Below are 14746 nucleotides of genomic sequence, written 5' to 3' on the forward strand. Positions count from 1 at the left end.
CGGGCCGACGGCCCGGGGTCTCTGCGGTATTTTCTTATTCTTCTTCCAGCTCCAGATCGCCGGGCAAGATGAGGTCCAGCGCGGCGGCTGGCTCGGCCACAAGGCGGCGGCTCTGGTGGAAGATGGCCTTTTCCAGCGTGTTGCGGGCGAGGCGTCCGTTGCCCGCCGTGCGGGCGTCCTGCGCCTGACGGCGCTGGTAGTAGCCCAGAAGCGGCGCATTGCAGCTCTCGTCCAGCTGGTAGCCCCTGCCCTCGGCCAGCCGGTATGTGATGTCCAGCAGCTCGGCGGCGGTGTAGTCCGGAAACTCGATCCGGTTCGGGAAGCGGCTGGCAAGGCCGCTGTTGGCGGTGAGGAAGTGTTCCATCTCCCGCGTATAGCCCGCGAGGATGACCACCAGCTCGTCCCGGTGGTCCTCCATCCCCTTCACCAGCGTGTCGATGGCCTCGAGGCCGAAGCTGTCCTGCTCGCCCCGGTAGAGGCTGTAGGCCTCGTCGATGAAGAGGACGCCGCCCAGCGCGCTCTCGATGACGCTGTTGGTCAGGGGGGCGGTGTGGCCGGTGTACCGGCCCACGAGGTCGCCCCGGCTCACCTCCACCAGCTGCCCGCCCTTGAGGGCACCGATGGCTTTGAGGTACTTTGCCACCAGCCGGGCGATGGTGGTCTTGCCGGTGCCGGGGTTGCCGGTGAAGATCATATGCATCGAGAGGCTGGCGGTCTTGCGTCCCGCTGCCGCCCGGCGCTGCTGCACCTCGAGGTTGTCGGCGAGGCCGAAGACGTATTCCTTCACCGGCCCGAGGCCCACGAGGCTGTTCAGCTCTTTTTTGATCTCCTCCACTGCGCCGGTGTAGGCGGCGGGCAGCAGGTCGAAAAGCTTCTGCGCTTCGCCGCCGTTGAGGGCAAAGTCGATGCCCCCCTCCCGGGCAGTCAGGGACACCGTGCCGGTGAGGGCCGCGTCGGTCTGCAAACAATACTCGCTGAGGGCGCGGAACATCCGGTCACAGCAGGCGGTCAGCCCCGCCACGCCCTGCTGCGGGCTGCACTGGCCGGCCACATAGTCCCGCACGTCCGCCCCTGCCGCGAGAGTCAGCCCGAGGCGGGTTTTCACCTTCGCGGCCAGCGCGTTGAGCTGCTGGGCCGCCAGCGCGGCGAGGTCCTCCCGGGCAAAGGGGGCCGTCTCGCAGACATCGCCCAGCGCCGAGACGAAGGGCGCACCGAACCTGTCGGCCAGCGCCGCCCGGCCCTTCCGGGAGAAGAAGACGAGGTACTTGCCGCAGGGGGTGATGCGGCTCACCGCCCCGGGGGCAAGGGCGGTCCCGGCGTCCACCAGAATGCCCTCCTTGTTGACGAGATACCGGCTGGACAGGGGCGCACTGCCCCTGACGGCGAGGTCGGCCAGCGTCTTTAAAAAGCCCGGACAGCAGCTCTCGTAGTGCTCAAAGACCACGATCTCGCCCGGCGCGTGGAGGGCGGCGTACAAATCCTGCAAAAAGAGCTTTTCTGCCCCGGAGCCGGGGTAGAGGGCAAGGTCCATGACGGCCAGCCTGTCGCTCCTCAGAAGCCCCCGCGCGGCCATGCAGCGGGCCGTCTCGGTAAGGGTGAAGTGCCGCCCCGTGCCCGGTGCGCCGCAGAGGAGGATGACGTTCCGGGCCGTCGGCGGCTCTGTCCCCAGCACAAAGGGGCGGCGCATGGCCCGCACGACCCCGTCCACGAAGGCGTCCTGCCCCAGCACCGTCTTTTTCACCTCAGCGGCCAGCCCCTCAAAGCTGCCCAGATGCTCCTGCCCCACCTCTGCCGTGCCCTTGGCCAGCAGGCCGTCGGCCTCCATCTCCTCCAGCATCTTCCGGCTCTGGGCAAGCGTCTCCTGCGCCGTGCCGCCCCGCAGCGCGGCGTTCTGCTTTTTGAGCATCTCATCAAGTTTTTTCTGCTGCTCAAGAAGAGCTGCGTTCAGGTCGGGCAGGCCGGTTTTCTCCGGCGGCTTCTGCACATCATAGCGCAGCTTTCCTCCCGGGCCGAACACTCCGTTCATCAAGCTCTCCCAATCGTCGGTGTATCCCATTGCGCCTGCCTCCGTCCTGCGTTTTTTCCAGTATAGTGTACTTTGCCCCCTTTTGCAAGAAAAGTCTTGAAAATCCGCAGCCGGGCGGGTACACTAATTTTATATCATCTGATTCATGAGAAGGGAATGGAATAGAATGAAAACGCCCGCAGAGTGGAAAACGCTGTTCGAGAGCAGCGCCTTTGCACGGCAGACCAATTACAGCGGCCCGCTGGGGCCGGAATACAACCCCTCGGGCACCCGGCTGCGGCTCTGGGCGCCCACGGCGCAGAGCGTCTCGGTCAACCTCTACCGCCGGGGCGACGGCGGAGCCTGCATGGGCAGCCTGCCGCTGGAACCGCAGGGGCAGGGGCTGTGGTCAGTCTACCTGCCCGGCGACCAGCACGGGCGCTACTATACCTTTACCGTGGAGGTGGAGGGCACGCAGCACGAGACGGGCGACCCCTACGCCCGGACGGCGGGCGTCAACGGTCTGCGCAGCATGATCCTCGACGCCCCCCGCATCGACCCGCCCGACTGGAGCCACGACCACCGCCCGGCCATCCCGGCCTCCCGCCGGACAGTGTGGGAGGTCAGTGTCCGCGACTTCTCCCAAGACCCGGCCTCCGGCGTGCAGACCGGGTGGCGGGGCAAGTTCATGGCCTTTACCCAGAAGGGCACGACCCTCTCTTCGGCGGGCACCTTCCCCACCTGCCTCGACTACCTCAAACGGCTGGGGGTGGGCTATGTCCAGCTGATGCCCATTTTCGACTTCGGCAGCGTGGACGAGAGCCGCCCCCTCACCCGGCAGTACAACTGGGGCTATGACCCCACCAACTACAACGTCCCCGAGGGCAGCTACTCCACCGACCCCTCCAAGGGCGAAGTGCGGGTGCGGGAGTGCAAGGAGATGATCGCCTCCCTCCACGCGGCGGGCATCGGCGTCGTCATGGATGTGGTGTACAACCATATGTACCGCAACGAAAACCCGCTGAACAGCACCGTGCCCTACTATTTCTTCCGGCAGAACCCGGACGGCAGCTTCTCCAACGGCAGCGGCTGCGGCAACGAGTTTGCCAGCGAGCGGCCCATGGCCCGGAAATACCTCATCGACTCGGTGCTCTACTGGGCGCAGGAATACCACATCGACGGCTTCCGCTTCGACCTCATGGGCCTCTACGATGTGGACACCATGAACGAGCTGCGGGCCGCGCTGGACGCCCTGCCCGGAGGCCGGGACATCCTGATGTACGGCGAGCCGTGGCAGGGCGGCGGGAGCCAGCTCCACTGCTACGAGGCCAACAAAGCCAACCTCGCCATGCTCTCCGACCGCATCGGCATCTTCTGCGACAACACCCGCGACGTCATCAAGGGCGGCTGCTTCGACGCCCGGGAGCCGGGCTATGTGGAGGGCAGGCCGGACAGCTTCTGGGACATTGGCGGCGCGGTAGCCGCGTGGTGCCGCAGCGACAAGCTGCCCGCCCACTCGCCCGCCCAGATCGTCAGCTATGTGTCCGCCCACGACAACTTTACCCTCTGGGACAAGCTGCTTCTGGTGCGGTATGCCCGGCCCGAGTACACCGCCGCCGACTCGGCGGCACTGGCCCAGAACCGGCTGGCGGCGGGCATCTATCTCACCTGCATGGGGATGCCCTTCCTGCTGGCCGGCGAGGAGTTCGCCCGCACCAAAAAGGGGCAGGGCAACAGCTACCGCTCCTCCCCCGCCCTCAACCGTCTGGACTGGAAGCGGGCGGCACAGTTCCACGGCCTCGTGGACTATTACCGGGGGCTTCTGGGCCTGCGGGCGCGGTTTCCCCGCCTGAGCGCCCCGGACGCCGCCAGCCCGGCGGCCATCCGCTTTTTCTCGCTGGAGCAGCCCCTTGTGGGCTGGACGCTGCCCGCCGCCCCCGGCGACGGTGCCGAATGGCGGGCGCTCTGCGTTTTTTATAACCCCACCGGGGAGGAAAAACGGGTCAGCCTGCCGGAGGGCCAGTGGAAGCTGCTGAGCGACGGCGTTTCCTCTGCTCTCTGGAAAAGCCCCAGCCGGGTCTGCGGCGGCGAGGTGACGCTCCTCCCGTGCAGCGCCACCATCTTCGGGCGCGTATGACAAAAAAAGCGGCCCGCCGCATCACACGGCGAGCCGCCCAACAAGAAGAAAGGAACTTCTGGGGGATGTCTTGACTTTTAGCCCTGCGGGTCCTGCTGGGGTGCAGACTCACTGGGCGTCTCCTGACGGGCTGCGCCGTTGGTGCTGGCGCTGCCGCTGTTGGAGGCGTTCTTTTCGCCCAGCGTCAGGCTCACCGTCTGCATCTGGCCATCGCGGGCGATGGTGATGGAGAGGGTGTCCCCGGCGGAGTGCTCCTGCATCAGGGTGCCGAGGTCGGTCTTCTGGGCCACCTCGGTGTTGTCGATGCTGATGATGCGGTCACCGGCCTTGAGGCCCGCCTGATCGGCAGGGCCGCCGGAGACGACATCCACGACATAGATGCCGTAGGCGTTGACGCCCAGCTGCGCCGCCGTCTGGGCGTCGGTCACAGCCAGATAGGTGATGCCCATATAGGGGCGTCCGGTGACATAGCCGTTCTCCAGCAGATCCTGCGCCACCTTGATGGCGTCGTTGATGGGGATGGCGAAGCCCAGACCCTCAGCGTCGGAGCTGGAGGACTTTGCGTTGACGATGCCCACCAGCTCGCCGTTCATATTGAACAGGCCGCCGCCGGAGTTGCCGGGGCTGACGGAAGCATCCATCTGGATGAGGGACATGGTGTTGACGGCGCTGGAGCTCTGGATGGAGACGCTGCGGTTCAGGGCGCTGACGATGCCGCTGGTGACGGTGCCGCCCAGCTCACCCAGCGGGTTGCCCACAGCCAGCACATTGTCTCCCACGGCCAGCTTGTCGCTGTCGCCCACGATGGCGGGGGTCAGGCCGTCGGCCTCGATCTTGATGACTGCGATGTCGCTGGTGGAGTCCTCGCCGATGATGGTGGCGGGATAGTCCTTGTCGCCGATGGTGACGGTGATGTTGGAGGCACCCGACACGACGTGGTCACAGGTGAGGATGTAGCCGTCCGAGCTGATGATGACGCCGCTGCCGGCACCACTCTCCACCTGACTCTGGCCGTACCACGACCACTGGGAGTAGACCACCTGCTCGGTGGTGATGACAACGACGCTGGGGCTGACGGTCTTGGCCACCTGTGCAGTGGTCATGCCGCTGGAAACAGAGGTGCCCCCTGCGGCGCTCTCCGAGTCTGCCGCAGCGCTGTCCGAGCGCTCCACCTGCTGGATGACGACCTTGCTGCCGCCGCCGAAGCGTGCACCCACAAAGCCGCCCATAAAGCCCATCGCTGCGGCCAGCACCAGAGCGACGATGCTCTTTGCGGCCTTACCGGCGTTCTTTTTCGGCTTTTTCGGGGCTGCGGGGGCAGCGTTCTGCGGCTGGGCGGGAGGCGGCGTCGCGCCGCCGGAAGCACCCGTGCTCTCGCTGAAGCTGGAAGCGGTGTTGGCAGTGTTCATGCCGCTGGAACCCACATTGGGATAGCCGGTGTCCCCGGCAGAATTATTGGAAGAGGAATAGTCATATTCCCATTTATTTTCATCCATCGTGATTACTTCCTTTCGAAGGGATCGGGAAGCTGTCCCCGCCGGAACGTACCGGCCACAAAAACAGCTTCGGTCGGGAGGGAGCATTCTGCCGCTCCCCTCTGGCACGATTTTATTCTATCTGCTAATTGTGAAAATCAATCGTTTCCCCCGTGAAGAATGTGTGAAATAAGGTCCAAGGAGACATCCATGAAGCTTTCTGTGACTGCGGGCGGCTTCGCCCTTTATAAGGAGTCCGACGTCATCGGCCAGTGCAGCGTCACCCCCGCCCCCAAGGGCGCGGACATCACCTCCCTGTCCGTCCTGCCCCAGTGGCGGCGGAAGGGCTATGGCTCCTATTTACTGAAAGAGATCTTGCGCCGCTTCGGCGGCTATGACCGGGAGGCCGCCACGGTCTTCACTGCGCCGCTGCCTGCCGACGAGGGCGAGGGGCTGTTCTGGAAAAAATTCGGCTTCGTCCCCGAGGGCGGGCGGCTCTGCCGCCGCCGCACCCCCGACCTGACGGCAGTGCGCTTGGTACAGGACTATCTTGCGGCCCACCTGCCCCATGCCGCCCTGTGCATCGACGCCACCTGCGGCAACGGCGGTGACACGGCCTTCCTCTGCCGCCTCGTCGGCCCGGAGGGGCGGGTGCTGGGCTTCGACATCCAGCCTGAGGCCATCGCTTCCACCCGCGCCCGGCTCGAAGCGCAGGGCCTCGCCGCGGAGCTTTTCTGCGACAGCCACGCAAACCTCCTGCACCATGTCCGGCCCGGCACAGCGGACATCGTGATGTTCAACTTCGGCTGGCTGCCCGGGGCCGACCACAGGGTCTTCTCCACCGCCGAGAGCAGCATCCCCGCGCTGGAAGCAGCTCTTACGGCTCTGCGCCCGGGCGGCGTGCTCAGTGCCATCCTCTACAGCGGCCGGGTCATCGGCACCGGCGAAAAACAGAGCATCCTCGGCTGGCTGCGCGCCCTCCCTCTGGAAAAATATACCGTACTGGTGTGCGATTTCGCCAACTGGGCCGATACAGCGCCCCTGCCCTGCCTTGTTCTGAAAAAATAGCAAAAACTCTTGCATCCATGTGTATTTTCTGCTAAAATAAGCGTTGTATGTAATTTAACCTCTCAGTCTCGCTATCGCTCGACAGCTCCCCTACCGAGGGGAGCCTCTGGCGAAGAGATGAAGTTTTCCGTCATGCCAAGGCCTCCCCTCGATAGGGGAGGTGGCACGCCGTAGGCGTGACGGAGAGGTTTTCAGCAGGAGATTTCCTATGTAAAACAAGACATTTCTTTGTTTATACATCCACCCGGCCCTCCTCAGGGCCGCATCTCAGGAGAACGAAACTTATATGACAAATCGTGAAGAAATCGAGCGCCGCCGGACGTTTGCGATCATCAGCCATCCCGACGCCGGCAAAACGACGCTGACCGAAAAGCTGCTGCTGTACGGCGGAGCCATCAATCAGGCCGGCTCTGTCAAGGGCAAGCAGAGCGCCAAGCACGCCGTGTCCGACTGGATGGACATTGAGAAGCAGCGCGGCATCTCCGTCACCTCCTCTGTCCTGCAGTTCAACTACGCCGGAAAGTGCGTCAACATTCTGGACACCCCGGGCCATCAGGACTTCTCGGAGGATACCTACCGCACCCTGATGGCAGCCGACTCGGCGGTCATGGTCATCGACGCCGCCAAGGGCGTCGAGGCTCAGACCATCAAGCTGTTCAAGGTCTGCACCCTGCGCCACATCCCCATCTTCACCTTCATCAACAAGATGGACCGCGAGGCCCGCGACCCCTTCGAGCTGATGGAGAACATCGAAGAGATCCTTGGCATCAAGACCTACCCCATGAACTGGCCCATCGGCTGCGGCAAGGAGTTCAAGGGCGTGTTCGACCGCAACACCCGCAAGGTGCTGGCTTTCTCCAGCGACGGCCGCGCCAACGGCGTCAAGAAGGTCGAGGAGACCGAGGCCGAGCTGGGCGATGCCGCACTGGACGAGCTGCTGACCCCCTACCTGCACCAGCAGCTCGTGGACGAGATCGAACTGCTGGACGGCGCTGCCGAGGAATTTGACCTCGACCGGGTGCTGCGCGGCGAGCTGAGTCCCGTCTTCTTCGGTTCTGCGCTGACCAACTTCGGCGTCGAGCCCTTCCTCGAAAACTTCCTCCGCCTCACCCCCACCCCGCTGGCCCGCGTGGACAGCCTGACCGGCGAGGCCGTTGACCCCTGCCGCGACGAGTTCTCGGCCTTCATCTTTAAGATCCAGGCCAACATGAACAAGGCACACCGCGATCGCATCGCCTTTATGCGCATCTGCTCGGGCAAGTTCGAGCGCGGCATGGAAGCCTACCATGTGCAGGAGGGCAAGAACATCAAGCTGGCCACCGGCACCCAGCTGATGGCGCAGGATCGCGCCATCGTGGATGAGGCCTATGCAGGCGACATCATCGGCCTGTTCGACCCGGGCATCTTCTCCATCGGCGACACCCTGTGCACCGGCAAGAAGAAGGTCGAGTTCGCCGGCATCCCCACCTTCTCTCCCGAGCACTTTGCCCGCATCGAGCAGAAGGACACCATGAAGCGCAAGCAGTTCGTGAAGGGCATGGAGCAGATCGCTCAGGAGGGCGCTATCCAGATCTTCCGCGAAGTGGGCGGCGGCATGGAGGAAGTCGTGGTCGGCGTCGTGGGCGTGCTGCAGCTGGAAGTGCTGGAGTACCGTCTGAACACCGAGTACAACGTGGAGATCCGGATGCAGCAGCTCCCCTTTGAGCAGCTGCGCTGGATCCAGAACGACCCCGACACCTACGTCCTGCGCGACCTCGACCTCACCAGCGACACCAAGGCCGTGGAGGACATGAAGGGCAACCGCCTGCTCCTGTTCACCTCCGATTGGGCCATCCGCTGGGCCGAGACGCACAATGAGACGTTAAAGCTGAGCGAATTTGGCAATATTTAAGTTACAGGTTTCCAAGAGCTGCTGTGCAGAGCACCTGCACGGCAGCTCTTTTTGGAATATATTAGAAATACAACAATGAGTCCCAGTAGTCCCCTCTCGGGAGCACCGCTGGCAAAGAAGGTAATGGATCTATGGAAAAACGTAATATTGGCAAAAGCGGCCTTTCTGCCCCCTTTCTGGGGCTGGGCACATGGGCCATCGGCGGCGGACGCTGGTGGGGCGACAATGACGATGCCCTGTCGGTAAAGGCCATCGAGACTGCCGTGGAGCAGGGCATCGTCTGGATCGACACTGCCCCCATCTACGGCCTTTACCACAGCGAAGAGGTGGTGGGCGAGGCTTTGCGCCACATCGACCGGGACAAGGTCATCCTCTCCACCAAGTGCGGCCTCGAGTGGCGGCACGAAAGCCCTGTTCTCCACAAGGTCGTGGATGGTGTGCAGACCTACCGCGACCTCTCCGCCAAGAGCATCATCGAGGATGTGGAAGACAGCCTGCGCCGCCTCGGCACCGACCATCTGGACGTGCTGTACACCCACTGGCAGACGCCGGACCTCTCCATCTTCCCGCTGGAAGAGACCGTCGAGGCCATGATGAAGCTCAAAGAGCAGGGCAAGATCCGGGCCATCGGCGCATCCAACACCACCGCCGACCTCATCCGCGGCTACTGCAAGTACGGCCAGCTGGACGTCATTCAGGAGAAGTACAGCCTGTTGACCCGCCGCATCGAAAAGCAGCTGCTGCCCACCTGCAAGGAGCTGGGCGTGTCCATTCAGGCCTACTCTCCCTTGGAGCAGGGCCTGCTCACCGGCAAGGTGACGATGGACACCACCTATCCCGAGGGCAGCACCCGGAACACGAACCCCTGCTTCCAGCCTGCCCGCCGGGCACAGGCCATCCACCTGCTGGACAGCTGGGGCGACCTCTGCGAGAAGTACCACTGCACCAAGGCGCAGCTGGTCATCGCCCTGACGGCCCGGATGATCCCCGGCCTGCACGTCCTGTGCGGTGCACGGACGCCCGAGCAGGCCATCGACAACGCCGGTGCGCTCCACATCACGCTGGAAGGCGCCGACGCCGTCCAGATGAAGTGGGACGTGGACGCCATCTCCTGAAGCTTTTCTATAACAAAAGGGACTGCTGCGTAGCAGAGTTCCCATAAAACAGTATTTGCAAAAGCTCCCGAAATGGGGAAGATTTGGCGTGACTTCGGTCACGCCTTTTCTTTTGCTTCCAGTTCATCCAGAGGGATGTACCCCAGCCCATCGTACTTGATATGGATGTGCTGCACCCGCTTTCCGCTGGACTTATCCGGGGCATCCACATAGATGGCCGACACCAGTTCACGGAGAGCATAAGGGGTGAGTTCTTCAATATGAACGTACTTGTGCGCTTTCTGGACGAACTTTTCAATATTCTCGATCTGCTGTTCCTGTACTTCAATTTCCTGCTGGATGGAGAGAACTTCCTCTTCCAGCTGCTTCTGTTCGGCATCGTAGCTCTGACTCATCATGTCGAAGCGGTCATCGCTCAGCTTTCCGTTAACATTGTCCTCGTAAATCTTCATGAACAGCCGTTTGAGGTCTGCGATCCGCTTCTTATTCCGGGCAAGCTGCTTCTTCAGGACAGTCAGCTTTTCGGTGCTTTCCACCCGAAGCTGCTCCTCCATGACCTTGCGGAAGTAGTCCTCATGACAGAGGATGTAGTCCGTCACCCGCTGAACATGGCTTAGCACACGGCCCTCCAAAACCTTTACCCGGATGAAGTGTCCCTTGCACTTGCTCCCGTTCTTCTTGTGCAGAGAGCAATCAAAGAAGTCTTGACTGAAGTCCCTGTGATTGGACGAACCATATTGCATCTTGGAACCGCAGTCAGCGCAGTAGACCATACCGGAGAAAATGCTGCTCTTGCCTGTCCGGGTCATGCGGTGACGCTGGCTACGAATCTCCCGAACCTTTTCAAACACATCATCGTCAATAATGCGCTCATGTGTATCCGGGAAGATAGCCTGATTTTCCACGGGATTCAGATGTCTCTTTTTATCCCAGATAGAGTTAGTATAGGTCTTAAAGTTGACTGTGCAGCCAGTGTACTCCAGGCGTTCCAGAATCGAACTTACTGCTCTTTTATCCCAGCGATAAGGGTCTTCCGGGGCGGGTGAGTTCGTACTCAGGCCATGGCTCAACTTATAGGCGGTGGGAGTCAGAACTTTGTCCACCCACAGTTGGTTTGCAATTTGGGTCGGGCCACGGCCTTCCATGCACATGGAGAAGATGCGCTTCACGATTGCAGCCGCTTCTGGATCAACAAGCCAATGTTTCAGGTTCTCCGGGTCTTTCACATAGCCGTACGGCACATTGACCGTCAGCGGTACTCCACGCTCTCCCTTGGCCTTCTGAACAGCCCGAATCTTGCGGCTGGTATCACGGGCGTAAAACTCGTTGAACCAGTTCTTAATGCCCGCAAAATCGTTGTTTACGCTGTTCGGGTCAATGGTGTCGTAGTTGTCGTTAATGGCAATGTAGCGAACGCCATACTGAGGAAAAGTGAAGTTTGTGTACAGACCTGTCAAGGCAGAATTGCGTCCCAGTCGGGACAAATCCTTCGTGATAACGATTCCTACACGCCCCGCTTCAATCTCGACCAGCATACTCTGAAAGCCGGGGCGGTCGTAGTTCGTGCCGGAATATCCATCGTCCACAAAGAACACCGGGTTCGGAAAGTGATTCTTCTTAGCGTATTCCAGAAGAATAGCCTTCTGGTTCTCAATGGACAGGCTTTCGCCGAGCCGTGCGTCCTCTTGCGACAGTCGGCAGTAAAGTGCGGTGATTTTATTCGTTGCTCCAGACATTGTTGTGTCCTCCTTACTCTGTGGAGCAACTGTCGGTACAGGATTGGTTACCGGGTCAAGTATAGCAGAATTGGACGCAGTTGTCATTCGTCTGCACCCTCATCTTCAAATTTTTGCTGGGCGTTCTTGGCAACAATGCGCTCCAGCTTCTTCAAAAAGGACTCCTTGCCCTCATAGCTGCCGGTCACGGTGTAGGTGGTGTGACCGACTTTCTCCGTGGTGGTCAGTTCTGGAATCCAGAAAGCGGACAGGTTCTTGACATGGAGGTTGCCGTTCTCGTCCACATAAGAGCTGTGTTTCTTCTGCTCTTCGGTCAAGGGCTTCCGCTTGAAATAGATTTCATTTTCGGAGATGTTCACAGTCTCGCTGGTCTGCTCTTTCGGGGCATCATCATACAGCTGTGCGAAAAATGCCAGTGCATCTTCGGGTGGTTCTTCCTCCATGAGCTGCTCGAAAACTCGCTGTTCCTCTGCCGAGAGGTTATTCCATGCGGCTTCCAACTCCTGCTCGTTGGCTGCGTTGACGAAGGCTTCGATCTCTTTTTTCATGGTGCATCCTCCTTTGGCTGCGAAAAGCGGATTTTCAAAAAGTATGGGTTTTCGTGAGAGCAAGAATCGTCCCGTGGCCACAAATTTTCAATTCTTGAAAATTCTTGCCCTTTTGGGACAGCTTCTTGTTGGGGCGTGCCTGCCCCAAACCCTGCTAGGTGATTTCATTCTTGGTGGTTGCTATATTGCTTATATGCCTTTTCAAATCCTGATTTGTTATATATGATAAATTTATAACATTCTCCATCTTTCATGGAAATTGCTGCAACAGGAACGACCATCTGACTCCATGAAAGCTCCCTTATCTCGTTCATGGGCAATACAAGGTTGCGATACAGTGGACTGACTGTGAGCTTTTGAGTTGAATATGTAATGCTCTGTTCATCAATGTACAAACCACCGCCAATGATTCCATTACGGCATAAGCTACACACAAAAGTTTTTCCCATAATATTACCGCCTCCTATTAGTTGATGGTTGGTTAAGTTGAGTATATCATATTGATTTCCAGAAGAACACCCCTATATAGGAGATTTTAGCCGTTTTACTGCGTACGTGCGTACGAGAGATTGGTACGCACGTACGCAGCGATTTGCCCGAAGCGCACCCTATATAGCCGTTTCCCCCTCGGAGAGCCCACTACACTTTGCAGACCACAGGGATGAAAGTGTCATAGTGGGTTATTACACTTCCGCAGAAGTGCCTTCTCCTCGCCGCAGACAGCCGGGTGTGCCTTTTGTGAGAGCTTTCTGTGCGGCGAATCTACATCGCCCACAGGCGATGTAAGCAGGGATTCCAAAGGGGCGCAGCACCCTTGGCACACGACTTTGGTACAAAGTCTAGTGTGTTACACCTTTCCAGAGGTGTATACGTTCCTGAAATGCAAAAAGCCCCATACCCAACACCTTAACGGTGCGGACATGGGACTTGATGCTTCCTCGGCCTAGCCGGGTACTCCGTAACCAATCCTGACAGGCAGTTGCCGTGTCATTTTTCGAAAACTGTTTTACGGATACCCAGCAGTTGCAACAGTCCCTTTTGTATTTTTTCATCCGTTCTCCTTCCAGAACAGCCCCCCGCTGGTCTGGAACAGGGGCCACGGGTTCACGCTCTTGCTGCCGAGCTTGAAGTCCATCGTCATCTCCTCGCCCAGCGCGCCCACAGCCTGCCCCCGCTCGACGCTCTGGCCAGCGCTGACCGAGAGGGCGTCCAGCCCGTAGAGGTAGCTGCGCAGCCCGCAGCCGTGGTCGATGACGACGGTGTTTCCGGTGAGGGCGAGATATTTCGTCAGCACCACGACGCCCGCCGCCGGGGCGCGGCAGGGTTCGCCCGGGATGGTGTAAAGTTTTGTGGAGTTGGACCTGCTGCCCTGCTTGCCGCCGGTGACTTTCACCTGCCCGAAATCCACGAGGGTCATGTAGTTCTCCGCCGGGCAGACGAAGCCGCCGCTCCACAGCTTTTCGCGGGCGGGCTGCTCGTAGAGAGGCCAGACGATGTTGCGGAACTCGGCGTTGGCCTCCTCGGAGGCCTCCGGCCCGGCTTCCACCTCGACAGTGCCAAAATCCTTCGGGATGACGGTGATGTTCTTTGTCACCGTCTCGCCGCCCACCGTAAAGGTCACTTCGTGGGCACCGGCGGAGGCGTTGTAGGCCGCCGGGATGTAGGCACGCCACCCGCTGCCCAAGCGGACGGCCTGCACGCTGCCGAGGTCTGTTTCCACGGCAGGGGCGGTGTCGCCCACCATGCCGGTGAAGGCCGCCGCTACCGTGCCGCCCTGCTCCACCCGGTCGGCAGAAAGCTCCACTCCGGCGCTGGCCTGCAAGGTGAACCGGAAGGAGTAATAGTACCAGCCTGTGGGCTTTGCGGGCTTCTCCAGCCGGGGATTTCGCCGGAGCTGGCCGGTGCTGCCGCCCTCGAACTGGGTGGCCAGCATCGTCTCCGGCATCCGCCAGAGCGTCAGCTCGGCCTTGTAGTCTCCGTTGGCCGGGAAGAGGAAGTCCTCGTAGGCGGGCACCGTGCCCGTGAAGACCACATTGCCCGCGCTGTCGGTGATGGTCAGAGGGCCGTAGCTGAACCAGTCGGGCAGGGTGAAAGCCGGATGGGCGTCGTAGAGGACGCCCAGCTTCTGCACCGTGAGGGTGCGGGGGCTGGCGAATACCTTGTCCAGCTGACCGCCCAGCAGCGGCACCTGCCAGCACCAGCCGTTGGGTTCCAGCTCCTGCCCGGCGAACTGCACCGCAGAGGCAGGCTTCGCCCCCTCCGAGGTGAACGAGTAGCTCACGCTCATCACCGCCGCCAGCAGCACCGCGACGCCCAGCGCCACGCCGATGAGCCATAATAAAAGTCGTTTCATGCCATGTACCCCTTTTCTGCGCAGCACTCCTCTATTTGGCTCCCCTCGATAGGGGAGCTGTCCGCGCCAAAGCGCGGACTGAGAGGTTTTCTTTCAAATCCTGTGCTGCGGGTAAGAAAAAGGGCGCACCGACACAGCCCTGTTACAGACTGCCGGTGCGCCCTCTGGTGTTTTGTTCTGTTTCGGCCCGCGTTATTCGGCAGTATCCTCAGCGGGAGCTGCCTCTTCTTCGGCCTCGGCAGGCTCTTCCTCAGCGGGGGCGGCGGTATCCTCGCCGAACAGCAGGCGCTCGTACTCGTCCAGCTCCTTCTCACGGCGGCGCAGATAAACAGCCACAGCGGTCAGCGCACCCGCTACAGCGGCCAGCGTTGCGGCAACAGCGATCAGACAAGAATTCTTCATAGGTTCAGCACACTCC

Annotated in this window: 11 protein-coding genes; 4 read left to right on the forward strand and 7 right to left on the reverse strand. The window is 60.9% G+C overall.

Features of this window, described 5'->3' with window-relative positions; genetic code table 11:
- Positions 1-34 precede the first annotated feature (34 nt).
- Entirely contained in the window at positions 35-2056 is a 2022-nt protein-coding gene (locus tag MTP38_RS12790; RefSeq protein WP_249233768.1) for an AAA family ATPase, read from the reverse strand.
- Between the two features lie 136 nt (positions 2057-2192).
- On the opposite strand from MTP38_RS12790, the gene pulA reads away from it, so the two are divergent.
- Positions 2193-4142, forward strand: a complete 1950-nt coding sequence (pulA, locus tag MTP38_RS12795) for a type I pullulanase (protein WP_249233769.1) — start codon at positions 2193-2195, stop codon at positions 4140-4142.
- A gap of 77 nt (positions 4143-4219) precedes the next feature.
- Here the strand turns inward: pulA and MTP38_RS12800 are convergent, their stop codons facing one another.
- Positions 4220-5638, reverse strand: a complete 1419-nt coding sequence (locus MTP38_RS12800; protein WP_249233770.1) for a S1C family serine protease — start codon at positions 5636-5638, stop codon at positions 4220-4222.
- A 189-nt stretch (positions 5639-5827) separates the two neighbouring features.
- Here MTP38_RS12800 and MTP38_RS12805 point away from each other — a divergent pair, with 189 nt between their 5' ends.
- The 3 genes from MTP38_RS12805 to MTP38_RS12815 all read left to right on the forward strand — a co-directional run bounded on the left by MTP38_RS12805 (position 5828) and on the right by MTP38_RS12815 (position 9691).
- Positions 5828-6685, forward strand: coding sequence for a GNAT family N-acetyltransferase (locus MTP38_RS12805; RefSeq protein ID WP_249233771.1), 858 nt, complete (start codon positions 5828-5830; stop codon positions 6683-6685).
- A gap of 286 nt (positions 6686-6971) precedes the next feature.
- Positions 6972-8576: a peptide chain release factor 3 gene (locus MTP38_RS12810; protein WP_158395355.1), complete on the forward strand. Its 1605-nt coding sequence runs from the start codon at positions 6972-6974 to the stop codon at positions 8574-8576.
- A gap of 131 nt (positions 8577-8707) precedes the next feature.
- The gene (locus MTP38_RS12815) at positions 8708-9691 is read left to right on the forward strand and encodes an aldo/keto reductase (protein ID WP_227620087.1); all 984 of its coding nucleotides are present in this window, start codon (positions 8708-8710) and stop codon (positions 9689-9691) included.
- Positions 9692-9789: 98 nt separating this feature from the next.
- Here the strand turns inward: MTP38_RS12815 and MTP38_RS12820 are convergent, their stop codons facing one another.
- From MTP38_RS12820 to MTP38_RS12840, 5 genes are all read right to left on the reverse strand, one after another.
- Positions 9790-11514 carry a recombinase family protein gene (locus MTP38_RS12820; protein WP_442900531.1) on the reverse strand — a complete coding sequence of 575 codons (1725 nt, stop codon included), beginning with the start codon at positions 11512-11514 and terminating at the stop codon, positions 9790-9792.
- Positions 11511-11975: a hypothetical protein gene (locus tag MTP38_RS12825; RefSeq protein WP_112120869.1), complete on the reverse strand. Its 465-nt coding sequence runs from the start codon at positions 11973-11975 to the stop codon at positions 11511-11513. Before MTP38_RS12825 ends, MTP38_RS12820 begins: the two co-directional genes overlap by 4 nt.
- A gap of 164 nt (positions 11976-12139) precedes the next feature.
- Complete coding sequence (locus MTP38_RS12830) at positions 12140-12424, reverse strand: hypothetical protein (protein ID WP_015538118.1); 285 nt, start codon at positions 12422-12424, stop codon at positions 12140-12142.
- A 599-nt stretch (positions 12425-13023) separates the two neighbouring features.
- The gene (locus tag MTP38_RS12835) at positions 13024-14328 is read right to left on the reverse strand and encodes a murein hydrolase activator EnvC family protein (protein WP_249233773.1); all 1305 of its coding nucleotides are present in this window, start codon (positions 14326-14328) and stop codon (positions 13024-13026) included.
- A 192-nt stretch (positions 14329-14520) separates the two neighbouring features.
- On the reverse strand, positions 14521-14730 hold the full coding sequence (locus MTP38_RS12840) for a phosphatase (RefSeq protein ID WP_249233774.1): 210 nt from the start codon (positions 14728-14730) through the stop codon (positions 14521-14523).
- Positions 14731-14746 lie beyond the last annotated feature (16 nt).

Source organism: Faecalibacterium sp. I3-3-89 (assembly GCF_023347275.1).
Lineage (GTDB): Bacteria > Bacillota > Clostridia > Oscillospirales > Ruminococcaceae > Faecalibacterium > Faecalibacterium butyricigenerans.

What these genes read in the sequence shown, in the direction of transcription:
- MTP38_RS12790 (WP_249233768.1), bottom strand. Translation starts at nt 2,056, where the DNA reads ATGGGATACACCGACGATTGGGAGAGCTTGATGAACGGAGTGTTCGGC.
- pulA (WP_249233769.1), top strand. Translation starts at nt 2,193, where the DNA reads ATGAAAACGCCCGCAGAGTGGAAAACGCTGTTCGAGAGCAGCGCCTTT.
- MTP38_RS12800 (WP_249233770.1), bottom strand. Translation starts at nt 5,638, where the DNA reads ATGGATGAAAATAAATGGGAATATGACTATTCCTCTTCCAATAATTCT.
- MTP38_RS12805 (WP_249233771.1), top strand. Translation starts at nt 5,828, where the DNA reads ATGAAGCTTTCTGTGACTGCGGGCGGCTTCGCCCTTTATAAGGAGTCC.
- MTP38_RS12810 (WP_158395355.1), top strand. Translation starts at nt 6,972, where the DNA reads ATGACAAATCGTGAAGAAATCGAGCGCCGCCGGACGTTTGCGATCATC.
- MTP38_RS12815 (WP_227620087.1), top strand. Translation starts at nt 8,708, where the DNA reads ATGGAAAAACGTAATATTGGCAAAAGCGGCCTTTCTGCCCCCTTTCTG.
- MTP38_RS12820 (WP_442900531.1), bottom strand. Translation starts at nt 11,514, where the DNA reads ATGACAACTGCGTCCAATTCTGCTATACTTGACCCGGTAACCAATCCT.
- MTP38_RS12825 (WP_112120869.1), bottom strand. Translation starts at nt 11,975, where the DNA reads ATGAAAAAAGAGATCGAAGCCTTCGTCAACGCAGCCAACGAGCAGGAG.
- MTP38_RS12830 (WP_015538118.1), bottom strand. Translation starts at nt 12,424, where the DNA reads ATGGGAAAAACTTTTGTGTGTAGCTTATGCCGTAATGGAATCATTGGC.
- MTP38_RS12835 (WP_249233773.1), bottom strand. Translation starts at nt 14,328, where the DNA reads ATGAAACGACTTTTATTATGGCTCATCGGCGTGGCGCTGGGCGTCGCG.
- MTP38_RS12840 (WP_249233774.1), bottom strand. Translation starts at nt 14,730, where the DNA reads ATGAAGAATTCTTGTCTGATCGCTGTTGCCGCAACGCTGGCCGCTGTA.